The organism is Leclercia sp. J807, from assembly GCF_009734465.1.
Lineage (GTDB): Bacteria > Pseudomonadota > Gammaproteobacteria > Enterobacterales > Enterobacteriaceae > Enterobacter.
Map to the genome: position 1 here is coordinate 3014335 of NZ_CP046446.1, position 19282 is coordinate 3033616.

The 19282-nt window shown below is 56.5% G+C and carries 16 protein-coding genes and 5 tRNA genes; 10 read left to right on the forward strand and 11 right to left on the reverse strand.

Annotated features, from left to right (window positions below):
• Positions 1-89: 89 nt before the first annotated feature.
• Positions 90-1703, forward strand: a complete 1614-nt coding sequence (locus tag GNG26_RS14490; RefSeq protein WP_156239249.1) for a sensor histidine kinase — start codon at positions 90-92, stop codon at positions 1701-1703.
• The gene (gene dcuR / locus GNG26_RS14495) at positions 1700-2425 is read left to right on the forward strand and encodes a two-component system response regulator DcuR (protein WP_103822466.1); all 726 of its coding nucleotides are present in this window, start codon (positions 1700-1702) and stop codon (positions 2423-2425) included. The genes GNG26_RS14490 and dcuR overlap by 4 nt, the downstream gene beginning before the upstream one ends.
• 163 nt (positions 2426-2588) lie before the next feature.
• On the opposite strand, the gene GNG26_RS14500 is transcribed toward dcuR, so the two are convergent.
• Positions 2589-2678 (reverse strand) — tRNA-Ser (locus GNG26_RS14500).
• A 92-nt stretch (positions 2679-2770) separates the two neighbouring features.
• Here GNG26_RS14500 and mtfA point away from each other — a divergent pair.
• A complete protein-coding gene (gene mtfA / locus GNG26_RS14505; protein ID WP_156239251.1) occupies positions 2771-3568 on the forward strand; it encodes a DgsA anti-repressor MtfA in 798 nt (265 codons plus the stop codon).
• A 100-nt stretch (positions 3569-3668) separates the two neighbouring features.
• Positions 3669-3744: transfer RNA gene (locus tag GNG26_RS14510), tRNA-Asn, on the forward strand.
• A gap of 85 nt (positions 3745-3829) precedes the next feature.
• Here GNG26_RS14510 and cbl read toward each other — a convergent pair.
• Positions 3830-4780: an HTH-type transcriptional regulator Cbl gene (cbl, locus tag GNG26_RS14515; protein ID WP_114386190.1), complete on the reverse strand. Its 951-nt coding sequence runs from the start codon at positions 4778-4780 to the stop codon at positions 3830-3832.
• Positions 4781-4876: 96 nt separating this feature from the next.
• On the reverse strand, positions 4877-5794 hold the full coding sequence (gene nac / locus GNG26_RS14520) for a nitrogen assimilation transcriptional regulator NAC (protein ID WP_156239253.1): 918 nt from the start codon (positions 5792-5794) through the stop codon (positions 4877-4879).
• A 319-nt stretch (positions 5795-6113) separates the two neighbouring features.
• Here nac and GNG26_RS14525 point away from each other — a divergent pair.
• Positions 6114-6189: transfer RNA gene (locus GNG26_RS14525), tRNA-Asn, on the forward strand.
• A gap of 48 nt (positions 6190-6237) precedes the next feature.
• On the opposite strand, the gene ldtA is transcribed toward GNG26_RS14525, so the two are convergent.
• The gene (gene ldtA, locus GNG26_RS14530; protein ID WP_114314541.1) at positions 6238-7185 is read right to left on the reverse strand and encodes a L,D-transpeptidase; all 948 of its coding nucleotides are present in this window, start codon (positions 7183-7185) and stop codon (positions 6238-6240) included.
• Between the two features lie 239 nt (positions 7186-7424).
• Here ldtA and shiA point away from each other — a divergent pair, with 239 nt between their 5' ends.
• From shiA to GNG26_RS14545, 3 genes are all read left to right on the forward strand, one after another.
• A complete protein-coding gene (shiA, locus tag GNG26_RS14535) occupies positions 7425-8735 on the forward strand; it encodes a shikimate transporter (protein WP_156239255.1) in 1311 nt (436 codons plus the stop codon).
• Positions 8736-8808: 73 nt separating this feature from the next.
• Positions 8809-10263: an AMP nucleosidase gene (locus GNG26_RS14540; RefSeq protein ID WP_114314543.1), complete on the forward strand. Its 1455-nt coding sequence runs from the start codon at positions 8809-8811 to the stop codon at positions 10261-10263.
• Between the two features lie 18 nt (positions 10264-10281).
• Entirely contained in the window at positions 10282-12069 is a 1788-nt protein-coding gene (locus GNG26_RS14545; RefSeq protein ID WP_156239257.1) for an aminopeptidase P family protein, read from the forward strand.
• 81 nt (positions 12070-12150) lie between these two features.
• Here the strand turns inward: GNG26_RS14545 and GNG26_RS14550 are convergent.
• The 3 genes from GNG26_RS14550 to GNG26_RS22840 form a co-directional block, all read right to left on the reverse strand.
• Positions 12151-12226: transfer RNA gene (locus GNG26_RS14550), tRNA-Asn, on the reverse strand.
• Between the two features lie 80 nt (positions 12227-12306).
• Positions 12307-13782: an EmmdR/YeeO family multidrug/toxin efflux MATE transporter gene (locus tag GNG26_RS14555; RefSeq protein WP_156239259.1), complete on the reverse strand. Its 1476-nt coding sequence runs from the start codon at positions 13780-13782 to the stop codon at positions 12307-12309.
• A gap of 94 nt (positions 13783-13876) precedes the next feature.
• Positions 13877-13969, reverse strand: a complete 93-nt coding sequence (locus GNG26_RS22840; RefSeq protein WP_370463863.1) for a DUF5951 family protein — start codon at positions 13967-13969, stop codon at positions 13877-13879.
• 6 nt (positions 13970-13975) lie between these two features.
• Between GNG26_RS22840 and GNG26_RS14560 the strand changes: the two genes are divergently transcribed.
• A tRNA-Asn gene (locus tag GNG26_RS14560) sits at positions 13976-14051 on the forward strand.
• A gap of 111 nt (positions 14052-14162) precedes the next feature.
• On the opposite strand, the gene GNG26_RS14565 is transcribed toward GNG26_RS14560, so the two are convergent.
• The 4 genes from GNG26_RS14565 to dacD form a co-directional block, all read right to left on the reverse strand.
• Positions 14163-14498, reverse strand: coding sequence for a DUF496 family protein (locus GNG26_RS14565; RefSeq protein WP_103180181.1), 336 nt, complete (start codon positions 14496-14498; stop codon positions 14163-14165).
• Positions 14499-14665: 167 nt separating this feature from the next.
• Complete coding sequence (locus tag GNG26_RS14570; protein ID WP_114386184.1) at positions 14666-15724, reverse strand: FUSC family protein; 1059 nt, start codon at positions 15722-15724, stop codon at positions 14666-14668.
• A 102-nt stretch (positions 15725-15826) separates the two neighbouring features.
• A complete protein-coding gene (sbmC, locus tag GNG26_RS14575) occupies positions 15827-16300 on the reverse strand; it encodes a DNA gyrase inhibitor SbmC (protein WP_103822474.1) in 474 nt (157 codons plus the stop codon).
• A 121-nt stretch (positions 16301-16421) separates the two neighbouring features.
• A complete protein-coding gene (gene dacD, locus GNG26_RS14580; RefSeq protein ID WP_103822475.1) occupies positions 16422-17594 on the reverse strand; it encodes a serine-type D-Ala-D-Ala carboxypeptidase DacD in 1173 nt (390 codons plus the stop codon).
• A 192-nt stretch (positions 17595-17786) separates the two neighbouring features.
• Here dacD and sbcB point away from each other — a divergent pair, with 192 nt between their 5' ends.
• On the forward strand, positions 17787-19223 hold the full coding sequence (gene sbcB / locus GNG26_RS14585) for an exodeoxyribonuclease I (protein ID WP_370463864.1): 1437 nt from the start codon (positions 17787-17789) through the stop codon (positions 19221-19223).
• The last annotated feature ends 59 nt before the right edge of the window (positions 19224-19282 follow it).

The following is a 19282-nucleotide window of genomic DNA, read 5'->3' on the forward strand; positions in this document are numbered from 1 at the left end:
TGCTTTCTGTCGCCGCCAGATTTACATCGCTTTTACAATTCCCGCCCATCAGCGATAATGCCCCCCTTTCTCTCTTTGCCGGAGTTTCAATGCGCGATTTGCCGCCCCTTCCCCTCACGCACAAGCGCCCAATGAAACTGAACACGCTGGTCACGCTGATGGTGTACGGTGTAACGGGCGCAATATTACTGGTGATTTTTGTTCTCTACTTTGCACAAATCACCCGCGCCACCCGTGATGGCGTGCGGGATACCGCCCTCGCGGTCGCCAGAACCCTGGCCGACAGCCCGGAGGTGATCCGCGGCTTATCCCTCCCGCCGGAGAGCAACATTATTCAGCCTGTCGCCATGGCAGTGATGCAGCGTAATAATCTGCTGTTTGCCGTCGTCACCAATATGCAGGGGATCCGCTATTCTCATCCCAACAGTGCCCTGCTCGGTAAAGCCTTTATTGGGGCCGATCTGCGGCCTGCGCTGGAAGATAAAGAGAATGTCGCCATCAATCATGGCGTGCTCGACGAGGCGCTGCGCGTATTTACGCCTGTTTATAACGCACATCATCAGCAAATTGGTGTCGTTGCCGTGGGGATCTCACTGAATAAAGTGGAGCAGCAGATCGCCCGCAATCGCTGGGATGCCATCTGGCTGGTGCTGTTCAGCGCGCTGCTGGGGGCGCTCGGTGCCTGGGGGCTGGTGCGGATGCTTAAGCGCATTCTGTTTGGGCTGGAGCCTTATCAAATCTCAGCCCTGCTGGAGCAACGTCAGGCGATGCTGCACTCCCTGCGCGAAGGGGTGATCGCCGTGGATCAACAGGGGCGTGTAACGATGGTCAATCATGCCGCCCGGCAGATCCTGAATATCAGCGCCAGCAGCAAGGCCCTGCACGAGGAACCGCTGCTGGCAAACCTGCGCGAGGTGTTGTGTAGCGGCATGGCTCGCCAGGACCAGGAGCTCAACTGCCACGGCCGGTTATTGCTCTGCAATACCTTGCCCGTCAGGAACGATAATCAGCTGATGGGCGCCATCACCACGTTTCGTGATAAGACGGAGATTAGCCAGCTCCTGCAACGGCTGGACGGTATGGTGAACTATCTGGATGCGCTGCGCAGCCACTCCCATGAGTTTATGAACAAGCTGCATGTGATACTTGGTCTGCTGCATATGAAGCACTATGCCAGACTGGAAGAGTATGTCCTGTCGACCGCCAACGCCTGGCAGACCGATGTCGGCACGCTACAGCGCAACATCAAATCGCCGGTGGTCGCAGGATTTCTGCTGGGTAAAATCAATCGCGCCAGAGAGCTGGGGTTTCGCCTGACGCTCTCCGATGCCAGTCAGGTACCGGATAATCCCAATGCGCAGCAGGTCGCCGGGCTGATTACCGTGCTGGGTAATCTGATTGAAAATGCGCTTGATGCTATGACTGGCCAGCCCGAGGGCGAAATCGGTCTGCTGCTGCACTATCAGCAGGGCTGGCTTAGCGCCGAGGTGAGCGACGATGGTCCGGGTATCGCCCCGGAACATCTGCACGCCATTTTTAGCAAAGGGTTTTCTACTAAAGGGGAAAACCGAGGGGTGGGATTATACCTGGCCCGTCAGCAGATCGAGGATCTGGGCGGAGAGATCGTCGTTGAATCGGAACCGGGCGTGTTTACCCAGTTTTTTGTGCAACTCCCCTGGGAGAGTGAAAGGAATAGCGCGTGATACATGTTTTAATTGTTGATGACGATGCCATGGTGGCCGATCTTAACCGCCAGTACGTCAACCGGGTTGAGGGTTTTTGCTGCTGCGGCGTGGCCACTTCCCTGGCAGAAGCCGGGGCCATACTTCACTCCCCTGCCCGGCAGGTTGACCTGATCCTGCTGGATGTTTACATGCAGCACGACAATGGCCTGAGCCTGCTGCCGGTTATCCGGGCATCCGGGCGCAAAACAGACGTCATTATGATCACCTCGGCCTCTGATGGTGCCACCATTCAAATGGCCATGCACTATGGCGTGGTGGACTACCTGATCAAACCGTTTCAGTTCCCGCGTTTCGAAGAGGCACTAAAGGGCTGGCGTGAAAAAAAGCAGCTGATGGAAGCGCATCAGTATTATGACCAGGCTGATGTTGACCGGCTTCTGCGTGGCGGTGCACCGGCGCTGGCAGACAGCCGTCGCCTGCCGAAAGGGTTAACCCCGCAGACGCTGCGTACGCTGTGCCTGTGGATTGATGCGCATCCGGGAACGGAGTTCTCCACCGACGAACTGGCTGGCGCAGTTAATATCTCGCGAGTATCCTGCCGCAAATACCTGATTTGGCTGGCGCAGGTCAACATTTTGCACACCAGCATCCACTACGGGGCGACCGGTCGGCCGGTCTATCGCTATCGCCTGCGGCCCGAGCAGATTGCCCTGCTCAGACAATATTGCCACCAGGAGTAATACATGCACTTCAACCTCTTCGGATAAACATCCTGATTTAGCTCACATATATTGTCTTGAGGCAGTAAAGGGCTATTACTCCACATAAGTGGAATGATAAGGTAGCCAGCGTAAAAGATCTCTGACGAGAAAACGTGCGGAAAATGTGACGGAAGAGGCTGCGTGGCGGAGAGAGGGGGATTTGAACCCCCGGTAGAGTTACCCCTACTCCGGTTTTCGAGACCGGTCCGTTCAGCCGCTCCGGCATCTCTCCGTTTTGATGTTGCCATCATGCCGGGTAATTTGGCATTTTAACAGACCATAACCGTTCAATTTTGTTCAAGTGACGAGTTTGCGAGCAAAGCGATGATTAAGTGGCCCTGGAAATCGAATGAATCCGCCCGAAGCGCGGCGCTGCCGTGGGAAGAGGCCCTGGCGATCCCCGTCCTGTCTACTTTATCAGATGAGGATAAATTGCGTCTGGTACAGCTTGCCATACGGTTCTTACAGCAAAAACGCCTGGTTCCCTTGCAGGGTTTTGAGCTCGACGATCGCAAGAGCACCCGCATTGCCCTGCTCTTTTGCTTGCCGGTACTGCAGCTGGGTATCGAGTGGCTGGACGGTTTCCATGAAGTTCTGATCTATCCGGCACCGTTTGTGGTGGACGATGAATGGGAAGATGAGATCGGGCTGGTGCACAATCAGCGGATGGTGCAGTCCGGTCAAAGCTGGCAGCAAGGGCCGATTATCCTCAACTGGCTGGATATTCAGGACTCGTTCGATGCCTCCGGTTTCAACCTCATCATTCATGAAGTGGCCCACAAACTGGATACCCGTAACGGCGATCGCGCCAGCGGTGTCCCCTTCATTCCCCTGCGTGAAGTGGCAGGCTGGGAGCACGACCTGCACGCCGCCATGAACAATATTCAGGATGAGATCGATCTGGTGGGCGAAAGCGCGGCCAGTATCGACGCCTATGCTGCCACCGATCCCGCCGAGTGCTTTGCGGTATTGTCGGAATATTTCTTCAGCGCACCCGAACTTTTCGCTCCACGCTTCCCGGCCCTGTGGCAGCGTTTTTGCCACTTTTACCAGCAGGACCCGCTACAGCGTTTACGTGAAAATGAAGGACCTGGCGAAGATTCCGCCGTGCAAGTACACTAAAACAGCAGGCTGTGTCATAATTAATCAATTGAATCAGTGCGTTGAATTTAGTGTTGACACAAAATAGCGAGGCCATTAATATGCGCCTCGTTCACACGATTCCTCTGTAGTTCAGTCGGTAGAACGGCGGACTGTTAATCCGTATGTCACTGGTTCGAGTCCAGTCAGAGGAGCCAAATTTAAGAAGCCCGCTTAAGGAAACTTAAGCGGGCTTTTTGCTATTTCTCACCGTTAAAACCCCGCATCGCAGGGTTAATCTGGCTATATCTGGTAGTCAATCGCCACCTCTTCCGGCTCCATGACCTGACGTTTGATCTCCTCTACCGACAGCCCGGCGTTGCAAAGTTCGATAAAGCGCCAGACATAGTTGCGCTGCAACTGCCCTCGCTTAAGTCCGAGCCACACGGTGTTGGCATCGAAAAGATGACGGGTATCAAGACGCACCAGGCTCCCCTGCTCGTGCTCGCCGCCGGACTGTTCCGCCACCAGCCCGATACCCAACCCGAGCTCGACGTAGGTTTTAATCACGTCGGAGTCCTGGGCGCTAAGCACCACATCCGGCGTCAGCCCTTTACGGTTGAAGGCCTCATCAATGCGTGACCGCCCGGTGATACCCTGGCGATAAGTGATTAAGGGCCATTTTGCGATAGCCTCGAGCGTCAACGGCGAGACCTGCGTCAGCGGATGATCGGGCGGCAGCAGCAGGCTGTGATGCCAGCGAAACCACGGGAACGCCGCCAGCAGCGGATCGTTGCTTAAGCGTTCGCTGGCGATGCCAATATCCGCCCCGCCGTTTTGCAACAGCACCTCAATCTCCTGGGGCGTACCCTGAATCAGCTCCAGGCGCACATCCGGGAACAGCTCCCGAAACGCCTTGATCACCGGCGGCAGGCTGTAGCGGGCCTGAGTGTGGGTGGTCGCGATAGTCAACACGCCGGTGGCGTCGTTGGTAAAGAGATCTGCCAGACGGCGCACGTTGCTGGCTTCATTGAGAATGCGTTCGGCAATGGTCAACAGCGCTTTGCCGGGCTCAGTCATTCCCAGCAGACGTTTGCCGCGACGAATGAAGATCTCAATGCCCAGCTCCTCTTCCAGCTCGCGGATATGGCGGCTGACGCCCGACTGAGAGGTATAAAGCATGTTGGCGACCTCGGTCAGGTTGTAATCCCGACGGGCCGCCTCACGGATAATTTTAAGCTGCTGGAAATTCACGGTTCACTCCGGCGAAACTGACATGACGCTATTGTTAAAGTGCGTCCGCCGTGTAAACAAATAATAAAAATCCGCAACTTATGCTTTTATGGAATATTAGCTGACCAGCTGCAGCTCGCGGTTCTCCAGCGACGGGCGGCTTACCAGCGACATCAGGATCTCTTTCACCGCCTGCGCCTGCGGTGACAGCGAGCCGCGGGCCGAGACGTTAAGCGATAACGGCAGGCTCATGGACGGCGAGCTGATTCTCGCCATCCAGCCGTTAGCGGCACTGGAGAGCGATCGCGCAGCCGATTCCGGCAGCACCGTCACCCCCATTCCGCTGGCAATGGCCGCGGTCAGGGTAGAGATGGAGTCGATCTCGCCAATGATTTTCGCCGTCAGACGGCGCAGCGAGAAGGCTTCATCGACGCGCAAACGTACGGCGCTATAATCACACGGTAAGAACAGATTCATCTCGGCCACCGCCGTTAAATCGACGCTCTGACCCGGGCAATCCCGCGTCCCTACCAGATAGAGATCTTCTTTTAGCACCGGCTGGCTGGTGATCCCCGCCACAGGAGAACGATCGTAGAGCACCGCCATATCCAGCTGTCCGCTGAGTAATTTGTCGTTCAGCGCCGCGCCGCTGTTTTCATGCAGGTAGACCAGTACTTCCGGCAGCTCTGCGCGCACCGCCTGTAATAATGGCATGGTTACAGACGAGGCCGCCGTACCCGGTGCCAGGCCAATCGAAACCTGGCCGGTCAGCGTCTGCCCGACATTGCCCACCGCCAGCTGCGCCTGTTCACACTGGCGCAAAATAGTGCGTGCATGGGTATAAAGGATCTTGCCTGCTTCGGTAGGGGTCACGCCGCGTTTCGTGCGGATCAACAGTTGCTGATCGAGTTCACCTTCCAGAGTGGCCACCTGCTGGCTCAGTGCCGGCTGTGCGATGTGTAACACTTCAGCGGCCTGGGTCAGGCTGCCGATATCGACGATTTTTACGAAGTATTTCAGTCGTCTTAAGTTCATGTTGCCCCCTGTACGAAATGCGTTGCCGGTTCCGGCGCGAATGTACAGAGGGTTTTGCAAGATGCTTGCCAGTTTTGAAAAGAGGTCCGATATGTCCGCTAAGCGGCTGAAAATAAGGAAATCCAATTACTGCCGTCGCTTTTTAAAGTGAAACAGCGGTTTATGATCTGCCCCATTCGGGGTATATCCGCACCAAAAACGTGCAATCCGCTGGTGAAAACATCACTTTGCTGATTTTGTCAGCAAACGAGTCAAACAGAGAAGATCACCCTTTGACAACGGCGACCCACGTCGATAATATGCGCCCCGTTCACACGATTCCTCTGTAGTTCAGTCGGTAGAACGGCGGACTGTTAATCCGTATGTCACTGGTTCGAGTCCAGTCAGAGGAGCCAAATTTAAAAAGCCTGCTTTTAAAGCAGGCTTTTTGCTTTTCTGAGTCGTTACTGAGAAATAGTCACCAGCGGCGTGTGCACCGCTCCGCTCACGTTCACCGGCATCCCCGACCGACGCTCCAGCGCCCCGTCAACCTTCACGGCATCCACATCCGCACCGTTGAGCTGCGCGCGCAGTCCTGCCGTCATGGGCAGCGGGACTCTGTTGGTCGACTCAAATTCCGCGCGATTACGCGACAGCGGCTCATGCACTTCGACCCAACGACTACCGTCCGGCTCAGTGGTGACTTTAACCGGCTGATCGATAAGCTGCACGCGCGTTCCGACCGGGACATTGTCGAACAGGTATTTGATATCGTCATTACGCAGACGAATGCAGCCCTGGCTCACGCGCAGCCCGATACCAAAGTTTGAATTGGTGCCATGAATTGCGTACAGCCTGCCGATATAGAGCGCATACAGCCCCATCGGGTTGTCCGGCCCCGCGGGCACAAACGCGGGCAGAGTCTTGCCCTCTTTGGCGTAGGCCCGACGGGTGTTTGGGGTTGGCGTCCAGGTAGGCCCATCCTGCTTGCGCTCGACGGCGGTTACCCAGTTACGCGGCGTCTCGCGCCCGGCTTCGCCGATACCGATGGGGAAGATCTCAACGGTGCTGCCCCCTGGCGGGTAATAATAGAGGCGCATCTCCGCCACGTTAACCACAATCCCCTCACGCACGGTTGCGGGGAGGATGAGCTGTTGCGGCACTACCAGCTGTGTACCGGGTTGAGGCAAAAACGGATCAACGCCCGGATTCGCCTCCAGCATATTACTGAGCCCCTGCCCGTACTGGGCCGCAAACGCCTCCAGCGGCAGTTTGTTGTCATGTGGAACGGTGATCACCTGCGAGGCCCCCACCAGACGACTCCCTTCAGGCGGCAACGGATAACTCACCGCCAGCGCACTCTGACTGACCAATAAAGCAGCAATAAAGCCCAACTTCATCATACGACGCATTATTCCCTTCCTCTGTCGCTCCGCGTATCTGACAAGCATAGCCTTGTTGCTGCGTTTATAGCCAGTTAACAAACCATCATTTCGATTAATATCACCCGTTTACCTCACGCGGGGATAAAATCGTTTTCACCCGTCCACTGTCGCGGTAGTCTCATATACGTCGCCGTTTTCAGGGCGACCGCAACGTGAGCGATATTCTTTCTAATACCTATAAAAAAATAACGTCAGACAGGATCACTATGGATACCACCCTCGCCTCCTCGTCCCCCGACGGGGCTATACCATCGCTGCATCGCGCGCGCCGCGCGGCCCTCGGCAGTTTTGCCGGTGCGGTAGTCGACTGGTACGATTTTTTGCTCTACGGCATTACCGCCGCGCTGGTTTTTAACCGTGAATTTTTCCCACAGATTAGTCCGGCGATGGGCACGCTCGCCGCCTTTGCCACCTTTGGCGTCGGTTTTTTATTCCGTCCGTTGGGCGGGGTGATCTTCGGTCATTTCGGCGACAAGCTGGGCCGTAAGCGAATGCTGATGCTGACGGTGTGGATGATGGGCATCGCCACGGCGCTGATTGGTCTCCTCCCCTCTTTTGCCGTTATTGGCTGGTGGGCGCCGGTTCTGCTGGTGACCCTGCGCGCCGTGCAGGGCTTTGCCGTCGGCGGCGAATGGGGCGGCGCGGCGCTGCTGTCTGTTGAAAGCGCTCCGGCGCGGAAAAAAGCTTTCTATAGCAGCGGCGTACAGGTGGGTTATGGCGTAGGTCTGTTGCTCTCTACCGGTCTGGTATCGCTGATCAGCACGCTCACCACCGACGAACAGTTCCTGAACTGGGGCTGGCGCATCCCGTTCCTGTTCAGCATTGTGCTGGTGCTGGGGGCACTGTGGGTGCGTAACAGAATGGATGAGTCTGCCGAGTTCGAACAGCAGCGGCAACAACCTGCAGAGAAGCGTCGCCTGCCGGTGATGGATGCGCTGATCCGTCATCCGGGGGCGTTTTTGAAAATTATCGCCCTGCGCCTGTGCGAGCTGCTGACCATGTATATCGTCACGGCTTTTGCGCTCAGTTACTCCACCCAGAATCTCGGCCTGCCCCGGGAGCTGTTTTTGAATATCGGCCTACTGGTGGGCGGCATCAGTTGTCTCACTATTCCCTGCTTCGCCTGGCTGGCCGATCGCTTTGGCCGCCGTCGGGTCTATATCACCGGGGCGTTAACGGGCGCATTGAGCACCTTCCCGTTCTTTATGGCCCTCGAAGCCCAGTCCGTTTTCTGGATTGTGGTGTTCGCCATTTTGCTGGCGAATATCGCCCATGACATGGTGGTGTGTGTCCAGCAGCCGATGTTTACTGAGATGTTTGGCGCGAGTTACCGCTACAGTGGCGCAGGGGTTGGCTATCAGGTGGCGAGCGTGGTGGGCGGCGGTTTTACGCCGTTTATTGCCGCCGCGCTGGTGACTTTCTCCGGCGGTGACTGGCACAGCGTGGCCATCTACCTGCTGGCCGGATGCCTGCTCTCCGCCGCCACCTGCCTGGTGATGAAACCGGCCGCTACCTGATCTCACTTTTGTTTCACATACAGGTGACATACTATCGGGTAACGCCGTACACCTGTGGAACAAGGAGACAGAGATGAATAATAAGGACTCCAGCCTGACCCCGGCTCAGGCACTGGACATGCTGGATGCGCTGTACGACCAAGCGGTTAACGCCCTGCGCAGCGCCATCAGCGACTATATCAAAGACGGAACGCTCCCCGATGCAGAGGCCAGAATGAATGGCCTCTTTGTTTATCCGTCACTTTCCGTGACCTGGGATGGTAGCGCCACCAATACGCCGAAGACCCGCGCCTATGCGCGATTCACCCACGCTGGCTGCTACTCCACCACTGTCACCCGTCCAACGCTGTTCCGCCCTTACCTGGAGGAGCAGCTGACGCTGCTGTATCAGGATTACGGCGCCCACATCACCGTGGAGCCCTCGCGCCATGAGATCCCCTACCCGTACGTTATCGATGGCTCAGAGCTGACCCTGGACCGCTCCATGAGCGCGGGCTTAACGCGCCACTTCCCGACCACCGAGCTTTCGCAGATCGGCGATGAGACCGCCGACGGGATCTACCATCCGGCGGAGTTTTCCCCGCTGTCGCACTTTGATGCCCGCCGGGTCGATTTTTCGCTGGCGCGTCTGCGTCACTACACCGGTACCCCGGCAGAACATTTCCAGCCGTTTGTCCTGTTCACCAACTACACCCGCTACGTGGATGAGTTTGTCCGCTGGGGCTGCAGCCAGATCCTCGATCCCGACAGCCCGTACATTGCCCTCTCCTGCGCGGGCGGGATCTGGATCACCGCCGAAACCGAAGCCCCGGAGCAGGCCATTTCTGACCTAGCGTGGAAAAAACATCAGATGCCCGCCTGGCACCTGGTCACCGCCGAAGGTCAGGGCATCACTCTAATTAACATTGGTGTAGGCCCGTCGAACGCCAAAACCATCTGCGACCACCTCGCGGTGCTACGCCCGGACGTCTGGCTGATGATTGGTCACTGTGGCGGCCTGCGTGAGAGCCAGTTGATTGGTGATTACGTGCTCGCCCACGCCTACTTGCGTGACGACCATGTGCTGGATGCGGTGTTGCCGCCGGATATTCCGATCCCAAGCATCGCCGAAGTGCAGCGGGCGCTCTACGACGCCACCAAAGAGGTGAGCGGTATGCCGGGAGAAGAAGTTAAGCAGCGGTTGCGCACCGGCACGGTTGTTACCACTGACGACCGTAACTGGGAGCTGCGCTACTCGGCCTCGGCGCTGCGCTTTAACCTGAGCCGCGCGGTGGCGATTGATATGGAGAGCGCCACCATCGCCGCTCAGGGTTACCGCTTCCGCGTACCCTACGGCACCCTGCTCTGCGTTTCCGATAAGCCGCTGCACGGGGAAATTAAACTTCCTGGCCAGGCAAACCGTTTTTACGAGGGGGCGATCTCCGAGCATCTGCAGATTGGCATTCGCGCTATCGATCTGCTGCGCGCCGAAGGGGATAAATTGCACTCGCGTAAACTGCGTACCTTTAACGAGCCGCCGTTCCGCTGATCATAAAAAAGGAAAGTTATGCAAACCACCTCACCGCTATTCACCCTGCGCCAGTGGCTGGAAACCCAGGCGCTGGATGGCATTATCGTCCCCCGCGCCGATGCCTTTCAGAGCGAATATTGTCATCCTCATGACGATATTCTCGCCTGGCTGACCGGCTTTGACGGCTCAGCGGGGCACGCCCTGATCCTGCGCGATCGCGCCCTGCTGTTTGTCGATGGACGTTATCAGGTTCAGGCTCGTGAACAGGTTAATCTGGCCGAGATTGAGATCCTGCATCTGCACAACGATCCGCTGGCAGACTGGTTGCAGCAGAACATGAACCCCGGGGCGCGTATCGCCTTTGAAGCGATGCTGATGACCCAAACCCAGTATGAAGCACTCAATGCCAGTCACTGTGAGCTTGTCGCCCTGAATGCATCGCCGTTTGATACCCTCTGGCAGGATCGTCCGGCCCCGCCTGTCGGGGCCATCCGCGAAATGCCGGTGGAGATCAGCGGTGAAAGCAGTGCCGATAAGCGCCAGCGCGTGGCCGCCATTCTGGCAGGACAGCATGCCGATTATCTGGCCATCACCCAGCCGGATAACATCGCCTGGCTGTTGAACGTACGCGGCAGCGATATTCCGACGAGCCCGGTACCGAACTCGTTTGCCCTGCTGAGCCGCGACGGTGCAGTGACGTGGTTTGTCACGCCTGAAAAAACCCGCGCGCTTTCGGCCCTGCTGCTGGAGAGCCTGACGCTGGCGCCTGAATCTGATTTTCTGTCGCAAAGCCAGCAGCTGTGCGTCGGTAAGCGCGTGATGGTGGATGCCGATTCCGCCCCTGTCGCCCTGCGCTTTGCCGTTGAGCCGCAGGGGGAGATCGTCTGGCACGCTGACCCGATCACCGCAATGAAAGCGCACAAAAACCCGATTGAGCTGGCGGGCTACCGCGACAGCCACCATCAGGACGGGGTGGCATGGGTCAACTTTCTTGCCTGGCTGGCGCACGAAGTGCCCCGTCGCGAAGCCTCTGGTCAACCCATTACCGAGCTGGAAGCCCAGGCGCAGCAGCTTCTCTTCCGTGAGCAGCGACCGGGCTTTATCGAGCAGAGTTTTGCCACTATCTCCGCCTCTGGTAGCAATGCGGCGATGTGCCATTACCACTCCAGCGAACAGACGAATGCGGCCATTACCCGCGACAACTTTTATCTGAACGATTCCGGCGGGCAGTATCACAACGGCACTACCGACGCCACGCGCACACTCGCTTTCGGCCCACTGAGCGCTCAGTGTCGTCTGCACTATACCGCTGTGCTGAAAGGCTTTTTATCGCTTATTTCCCTGCAATTCCCGTCCGGAACCTGCGGGCATCAGATCGATGCGTTCGCGCGGCGTGAGCTGTGGGAGCTGGGGCTCGATTTTGATCACGGCACCGGGCACGGCGTGGGCCATCAACTGCTGATCCATGAAAATCCGCAGCGTATTGCGAAGAAGGTTAACCCCTGGCCGCTGGTGGCGGGAAATATCATCACCATCGAGCCGGGCTACTATCTGGCGGATGCGTATGGTATTCGTATCGAAAACCAGGTGGAGGTGGTGGAGAGCGTACCGGGCTTCTGCCGCTTTGCGTCACTGACGCTGATCCCTATCGACCTGAGTCAGGTGGATCTGCATCTGCTGAGCGAAAAAGAGATTACATGGCTGGATGAGTACCACCAGCAGGTGCGTGAGGCGCTCTCGCCGCACGTTAACAGTGAGGCGCGTCCGTGGCTGATCTCGGCCACGGCGCCGGTGCGCGTACACCGCCAGGGGATCATTAAGTAATGACGGCAGCCTTCGGGTTGCCATTTTTTGGACTGTCCCGGAAAAGCAAAAAGCCTGCTTTAAAAGCAGGCTTTTTAAATTTGGCTCCTCTGACTGGACTCGAACCAGTGACATACGGATTAACAGTCCGCCGTTCTACCGACTGAACTACAGAGGAATCGTGTGAACGGGGCGAATATTAGCGATGCCACCTGGCGTTGTCAAAGGCAGAATGCAGATTTTGCATCGTTTGCCGATTTATTCCCCACTTTGCGCATTCACTATCCGTTCTGCGGGGATCGCCGCCACATTTTCACGCACAGGCCGCGGATATTTCCACAGCCAGCGTCCGCTGACCATTCGCCAGTAGAACAGTGCGCCACGTACTGTCCAGTCGAGGAACATCCCCAGCCAGACACCTACCACACCCAATCCCAGCATAATCCCCAGGGTATACCCCGCTACCACGCGGCAGCCCCACATCCCGAGCATAGAAACCCACATGGCGAAGCGGGCATCCCGCGCCCCTTTCAGCCCGGCAGGCAGCACCCACGACGCCGCCCAGATCGGCATAAAGGCGGCGTTCAGCCAGATGAGGATCACCACCACATCTTTTACATCCTGTTCATGGGTATAGAACGACGCCATCAGGCTGGCGAACGGCGCCGTGCCCCAGGCAATGGCCGTGAGCCCGATTGTCGAGAGCCAGAAAACATGGCGCAGCTGGCGCTCCGCCTGACCTATCTGCCCCTTCCCGAGCCGTTTACCGGTGATAATGGTGGAGGCGGAACCCAGCGCGTTACCCGGCAGGTTGATCAGTGCCGCAATGGAAAAAGCGATAAAGTTACCGGCGATCACGTCGGTACCCATTCCGGCCACAAACATCTGGGTCAACAGCTTGCCGCCGTTGAACAACACCGATTCAATGCTGGCGGGTACGCCGATCCCCATCACTTCCCAGATAATGGCGAAGTTAAGCGGCTTGAAATAACTTTTGAGGCTGATGCGCAGCGACGGGTTAAAACCAACCGCCAGCACCACAATAATGGCGATGGCGCCAATGTAGCGGGAGATGGTCAGACCAAGACCGGCTCCGATAAAACCGAGCCCGTCCCAGGAAAAAAGCCCGTAAATCAGCACGCTGCTGATTAAAATGTTGAGAATGTTCATTCCGCCGTTTATCAGCAGCGGAATTTTGGTATTCCCTGCCCCACGCAGCGCCCCGCTGCCAATCAGCGCAATCGCCGCGGCCGGGTAGCTGAGCACCGTCATTTCGAGATACGACAGCGCCAGGGCTTTTACCTCACCGGTCGCTTCTCCGGCCACCACATCGATAATCTCTTCGCCGAAATAGTGGATCACAGCCGCCAGCACAATGGAGAACAGGGTCATGATCACCAGCGACTGCCTGGCGGCAGCCCGGGCCCGGCGCGGATCGCGCTTACCCAGGCTAAAGGCCACCACCACCGTGGTACCCAGGTCTATCGCCGCGAAGAAAGAGATAATGACCATATTGAAGCTGTCGGCCAGCCCCACGCCCGCCATCGCCTCTTTACCGAGCCAGCTGACCAGGAAGGTGCTGAGCACGCCCATCAGCAGTACACAGGTATTTTCCAGAAAGATAGGCACGGCAAGGGGGGTGATTTCGCGCCAGAAGAGAACTTTGTAGCTCTTACGTTTGCTATACCAGCGCGTGCGCATCACGGCCTGGCGTAAAGCGGAGGTGACGTTCAAAATGGACCTTAGAGAGAAAGTTGAAACTACATTTCAAATAATGAGGGAGAAATGCAGATCCTGCAAAGTATTTCCCACAAAAATATGTAGGTAATTACGACAAACTGGTGACAGAACCGGCAGTTGATCGAATCGGACTAAGATCAGGTTTGACAAAAGTTTTTTCGCCGCTAAGATAACGCTCCACAACGATTCCTCTGTAGTTCAGTCGGTAGAACGGCGGACTGTTAATCCGTATGTCACTGGTTCGAGTCCAGTCAGAGGAGCCAAATTTAAAAAGCCTGCTTTCGAGCAGGCTTTTTGCTTTTCTGATGCCGCTAAAAACCGGAGCCAAAAAAAAGCCCCCCGACTGGTCGGAGGGCTTAGCTGTTAGGCGGTGATTACTCGCCTTTGGCTTCCGCGTGCTTCATCTCGCCCATCACTTTCAGTTTTTTGGAGATTTCGCGACGCTCTTTAGAGATCTCGGCGTTTTTGATGATGTAGTCGTCTACGCGGTCTTCGTAGTCGCTTTTCATGCTGGCAATGATGCCCTGGATAGCTTCAACGCTCATGCCTGGTTTGATGTAATCGCTCAGGTTGTCCAGCAGCAGAACGCGCTTCTGGTTGTCACGGATCTTCTTCTCAACGTCCTGGATTTCACGTTGCAGTTTGTTCTTGCGGCGGAACAGGCGGACGAACTCCAGAACATCCTGGAACGAAGGCTTAGTTGTTTCCATTTTTACACCCCTGATAATGTGAGATTCGGATTCGTTTAAACAACCGCGATAGCATTAACCTTACTGACAGCGATTGCTGATGACAATAATTTTTCCTTTGTCCCTATCATAACCTCAATTTCTGCTGAATCGAAGCAGCAGACAACACAACCCTGCATAGCCGCTTTTTATTTGCGCAATGCCCGGCAGATAAGATGCGATAATAATTCCAGCTGGCGAGCAAGCTCCATGCTCAACCATACATAGCCGTGTATGGGCGTTTCCGCCACGTTTTCATTGTGATGATCGTTGATCAACTGACGCAGCTCGGCAACGATTTCGTTCAGCCGCTCGGTGTTCGCCAGGATGGGCTGCGGATTGCCTTCATAAAGCGCATGGGCAATGGTGAGCAGCGTTTGCTGCGTCATCTGCTGCGTCTCTTTTAAGGTCCGGGCATTCAGCATCACAAAATGGCTGGCCCGGGAGGACCAGTGGGCGTTGATCTGTAGCTCGAGCATGCAGACCAGGTTGCGGCTCACGGTCTGGATCGCTTCAAAGATCGCTTTCTGAATATGGGTCTCTTTGCTGGCCGGAGTGATCAGACCGCGCATTTTTACCACGTCATTGAGGATGGTTTGCAGGTGTTTTTCCAGCCGTGGTCGTTCCACCAGGTTGGGGGAAAAGCCCGCCTGGTAGACCCGGTTAAAGGCGGTGACGTAGTTCGCCATCTGGATACGCCAGTGCAAAAAGGCCCGTTGCGGCCAGATGCCGGTAAAGAGCATCGCCAGCAGCGATCCCAGAATCACATCACCGCTTCGCCACAGGGCAGTCTGCATGTCCCCGGTCGGCGCGCCAATCACCACCGCGAGGGTGATGCCGATCAGCAGCGCCTGATAGGGGCGTTTGCCCAGTGCCAGCCAGCCGCAGAGAAACATGGCCGCCGCGCACCACACCAGCATCAGCGGCAGAGAAATTAGCTCCAGCTTCAGGGCAATTAACCCCAGCGCCGAGCCCAGAATGGTGCCGCCAATGCGCTCGTACGCGCGCGGAACGACATTGCCCCAGAAGGAGATCGGCCCCATGATGACCACCAGGGTGATCAGCGGCCATGTCCCTTCCGGCACGGCCAGCAGACGCACCAGTAAAAAGGTGAGGATAAACGCCAGCGCGATACGGCATCCATGTACGATGCGGTAATGACGATACAGTCGAATTTCAAAAGGCGTTAGAGATTTGTCGGGGCGCACACGCTCTCCAGCTTTACGGCAAACCCTGATTGTACTGCGTTTTCTGCCGGAGTAGTGCTCCCCGACAGAAAAACCCTGTTAAAAGTGGGCATTAGTGGACCGTTACGCAATCCGGCTCTGTACCGGAATAAACATCTCGATATCCCAGTAACCGTCGGCGTTACCGTCATTCAGGTAACGTTCAAAGCAGGCTTTTGGCGCGATCTGGTAATCGACATCCTCAAGCAGGCTGTCGAAAAACAGGTTCCAGGGCGTGGCGAAATCATGGTTTTCTACGCGGGCCGTCGCCACCGCGTAGTCGCCTGCAGCCACTTCGGTGAGGATCACCCCTTCACTGTTGGGAGGAATAACAAAATCGTCCGGCACGGTGATGACCGTGTCGCAGCGTAATTTTTCGGCAGGCACTTCGTCAGGGTTATCATAATAGACCGCCACCCATTCCAGCGGCTGGATCTGACGCCCCTGCACCCACATCATCAGTTGTTCAAAACCCTGCTTAACGGTTTGCTCCCACGGGCCAACCATATGAAAACCGGCAATTTTGCGTTTGTTCTGGTGCGTGATGCTGTAGTCCATGCTGCCTCCGATTGTTTACTGTATATACATACACTGTAATGCAGAAAAAAGCGGTTTAACAATAATGACCTGTCTATTATGCGAGCAGGCTCGCACAGTCGCCAGCCTGCTCCTCCATGCGCTACGCCTTATGGTGCAGATAGTCGCTTAGCCGCGAAAACATCCCGCCTTTACCGACGCTCTCCAGCGTCACCAGCGGCCAGTGGGCTACCACTCTATCGCGATCGTATAGTTCGATCTCCCCGACCCGCTGATGGGCGGCAATCGGTGCTTCGAGCTCTTTCTTATCCAGGACATACTTCGCCTTGATGTTGGGCAGCTCCGCCTTAGGCAGCGCCAGCCAGAAGTCCTGATCGGTGCCTAACGAAATACGCTCCTTATCACCGTACCAGATGCGCTCGTTGCCCACTTGCTTACCATTACGCAGGATCTGCACGGTATCGAAATTCTGTTGGCCCCACTGGAGTAGTTTGCGCGCCTGATCCTCGCGGCCTTTTGGACTTTCAGCTCCCATGACGACGGCAATCAGACGGCGCTCGCCGTCGACAGCAGAGGCGATCAGGTTAAAACCGGCGCCGGAGGTGTGTCCGGTTTTCAGACCATCCACATTGAGCGACTTGTCCCACAGCAGACCGTTACGGTTCTTTTGAGTGATACCGTTCCAGGTCAGGCTCTTTTCACTGTACATATGATAAAACGCCGGCTCACCGTGGATGATGGCGCGGGAGAGCACCGCCAGATCGTAAGCGGAGCTGTGCTGGCCCGGTGCATCGAGACCGTGTACCGTTTCAAAATGGGTGTCGCGCAAATTCAGCTTTTTGACGTAATTATTCATCATATTGACGAACTGCGGCTGCCCACCCGCCACGTAATCAGCCAGCGCCACGCAGGCGTCGTTCCCCGAATCGACAATCAGGCCGCGGCTGAGGTCGCGCACGGAGACCCGTTCACCCGCTTTCAGGAACATCAGCGAGGAGCCGTCAAAAACCGGATTGCCCTTGGCCCAGGCATCCTGACCGACCGTGACCATATCGTCGGGGGTGATGCGATGGCTGTCGATCGCGCGATCGACCACATAGCCGGTCATCAGCTTGGTCAGGCTGGCCGGATTGCGCTGCTGATGTTCGTTGCCCGCCGTTAAAATTTGCCCCGTCGTATAGTCCATCAGCACCCAGGAACCCGCCTGGATAGCTGGCGGCTGCGGCGCATAATTAATCGGGTCGGCAGCCAGCGCGGATGAAATGCTCAAAGTGAGTAAAGAAACAGCAATAAACAGACGGCGTTTCAACGGTATATCCTCAGGTCATTTAAAATCGTTGCCCTTTTTACGGAAGTTTCCCGCTGGATACCTGGAATAATTGCAAAAAAATGTGACAGCACGCAGGTTTTTCCCGAATGCCAGGTCGCAAATTTGCAGGTGGACAGCGCTTTTTCTTCGGCGTGCCAGGCCGGATGGTTTACCATAGCAGTGTCACTCATAAACAGGATGGTATTACTGGTGTCTGACTCCGCCGCGCGCCCTACATTTTTATTCCACGATTACGAAACCTTCGGCACCAGCCCGTCGCTGGATCGCCCCGCTCAGTTTGCTGCCATCCGCACCGATGCAGATTTCAACGTTATCGGCGAGCCGGAGGTGTTTTATTGCAAACCGGCCGATGATTATTTACCCCAGCCCGGCGCAGTGATGGTCACTGGCATTACCCCGCAGGAAGCCCGGGAGAAAGGGGTAAATGAGGCAGAGTTTGCCCGTCGCATTCACGACCTGTTCACCGTGCCCAACACCTGCGTGGTGGGCTACAACAACGTGCGCTTCGATGACGAAGTGACCCGCCATATTTTTTACCGTAACTTCTACGATCCTTACGCCTGGAGCTGGCAAAACCGTAATTCGCGCTGGGATCTGCTCGACGTGATGCGCGCCTGCTACGCCCTGCGTCCGGAGGGGATTAACTGGCCGGAAAACGACGACGGGCTGCCCAGCTTCCGCCTGGAACATCTGACCCGCGCGAACGGCATTGAACACAATAACGCCCATGATGCCATGGCGGATGTGTACGCTACCATTGCGATGGCGAAGCTGGTTAAGACCCGACAGCCGAAGCTGTTTGAGTACCTGCTCAGCCATCGCAGTAAGCAAAAGCTCACCACTCTGATTGACGTGCCGCAGATGAAACCGCTGATGCACATCTCCGGGATGTTTGGCGCCTGGCGAGGCAATACCAGTTGGGTTGCCCCGCTGGCCTGGCATCCGGAAAACCGCAACGCGGTGATTATGGTGGATTTGGCCGGGGATATTACTCCCCTGCTGACGCTGGAGAGCGACAGCCTGCGTGAACGGTTGTACACCCCGAAAGAGGCGCTGGGCGATGCGGCTGCCGTGCCGGTGAAGCTGGTGCACATCAACAAATGTCCGGTGCTGGCCCCCGCCAATACGCTGCGCCCGGAAGATGCCGAACGGCTGGGTATCGATCGTCAGCACTGTCTGGACAACCTGAAACGGCTGCGGGAAAACCCACAGGTGCGCGAAAAAGTGGTCGCGATATTTGCCGAAGCGGAGCCGTTCACGCCCTCTGAGAACGTCGATGCCCAGCTTTATAACGGCTTTTTCAGCGATGCTGACCGTTCAGCCATGAATATCGTGTTGCAGACCGATCCCCGTAACCTGCCCGCGCTGGATATTACCTTTGCCGACGGGCGCATCAACAAGCTGATCTTTAACTACCGGGCGCGTAATTTCCCCGGCACGCTTGATGAGGCCGAGCAGGAGCGCTGGTTGCAGCATCGCCGCAACGTCTTTACGCCGGAATATTTACAGGCTTATGCCCAGGAGCTGGAGATGCTCTACGGTGAGTACGAAGGCAATGCGGAGAAGCAGGCACTGTTGAAAGCGCTGTACCAGTATGCGCAGGAGATTGTGTAAGTTCAGGGCATAAAAAAACCGGAGGCGATGTTCTCCGGTTTTTTTGCTTTGCCCGGCGG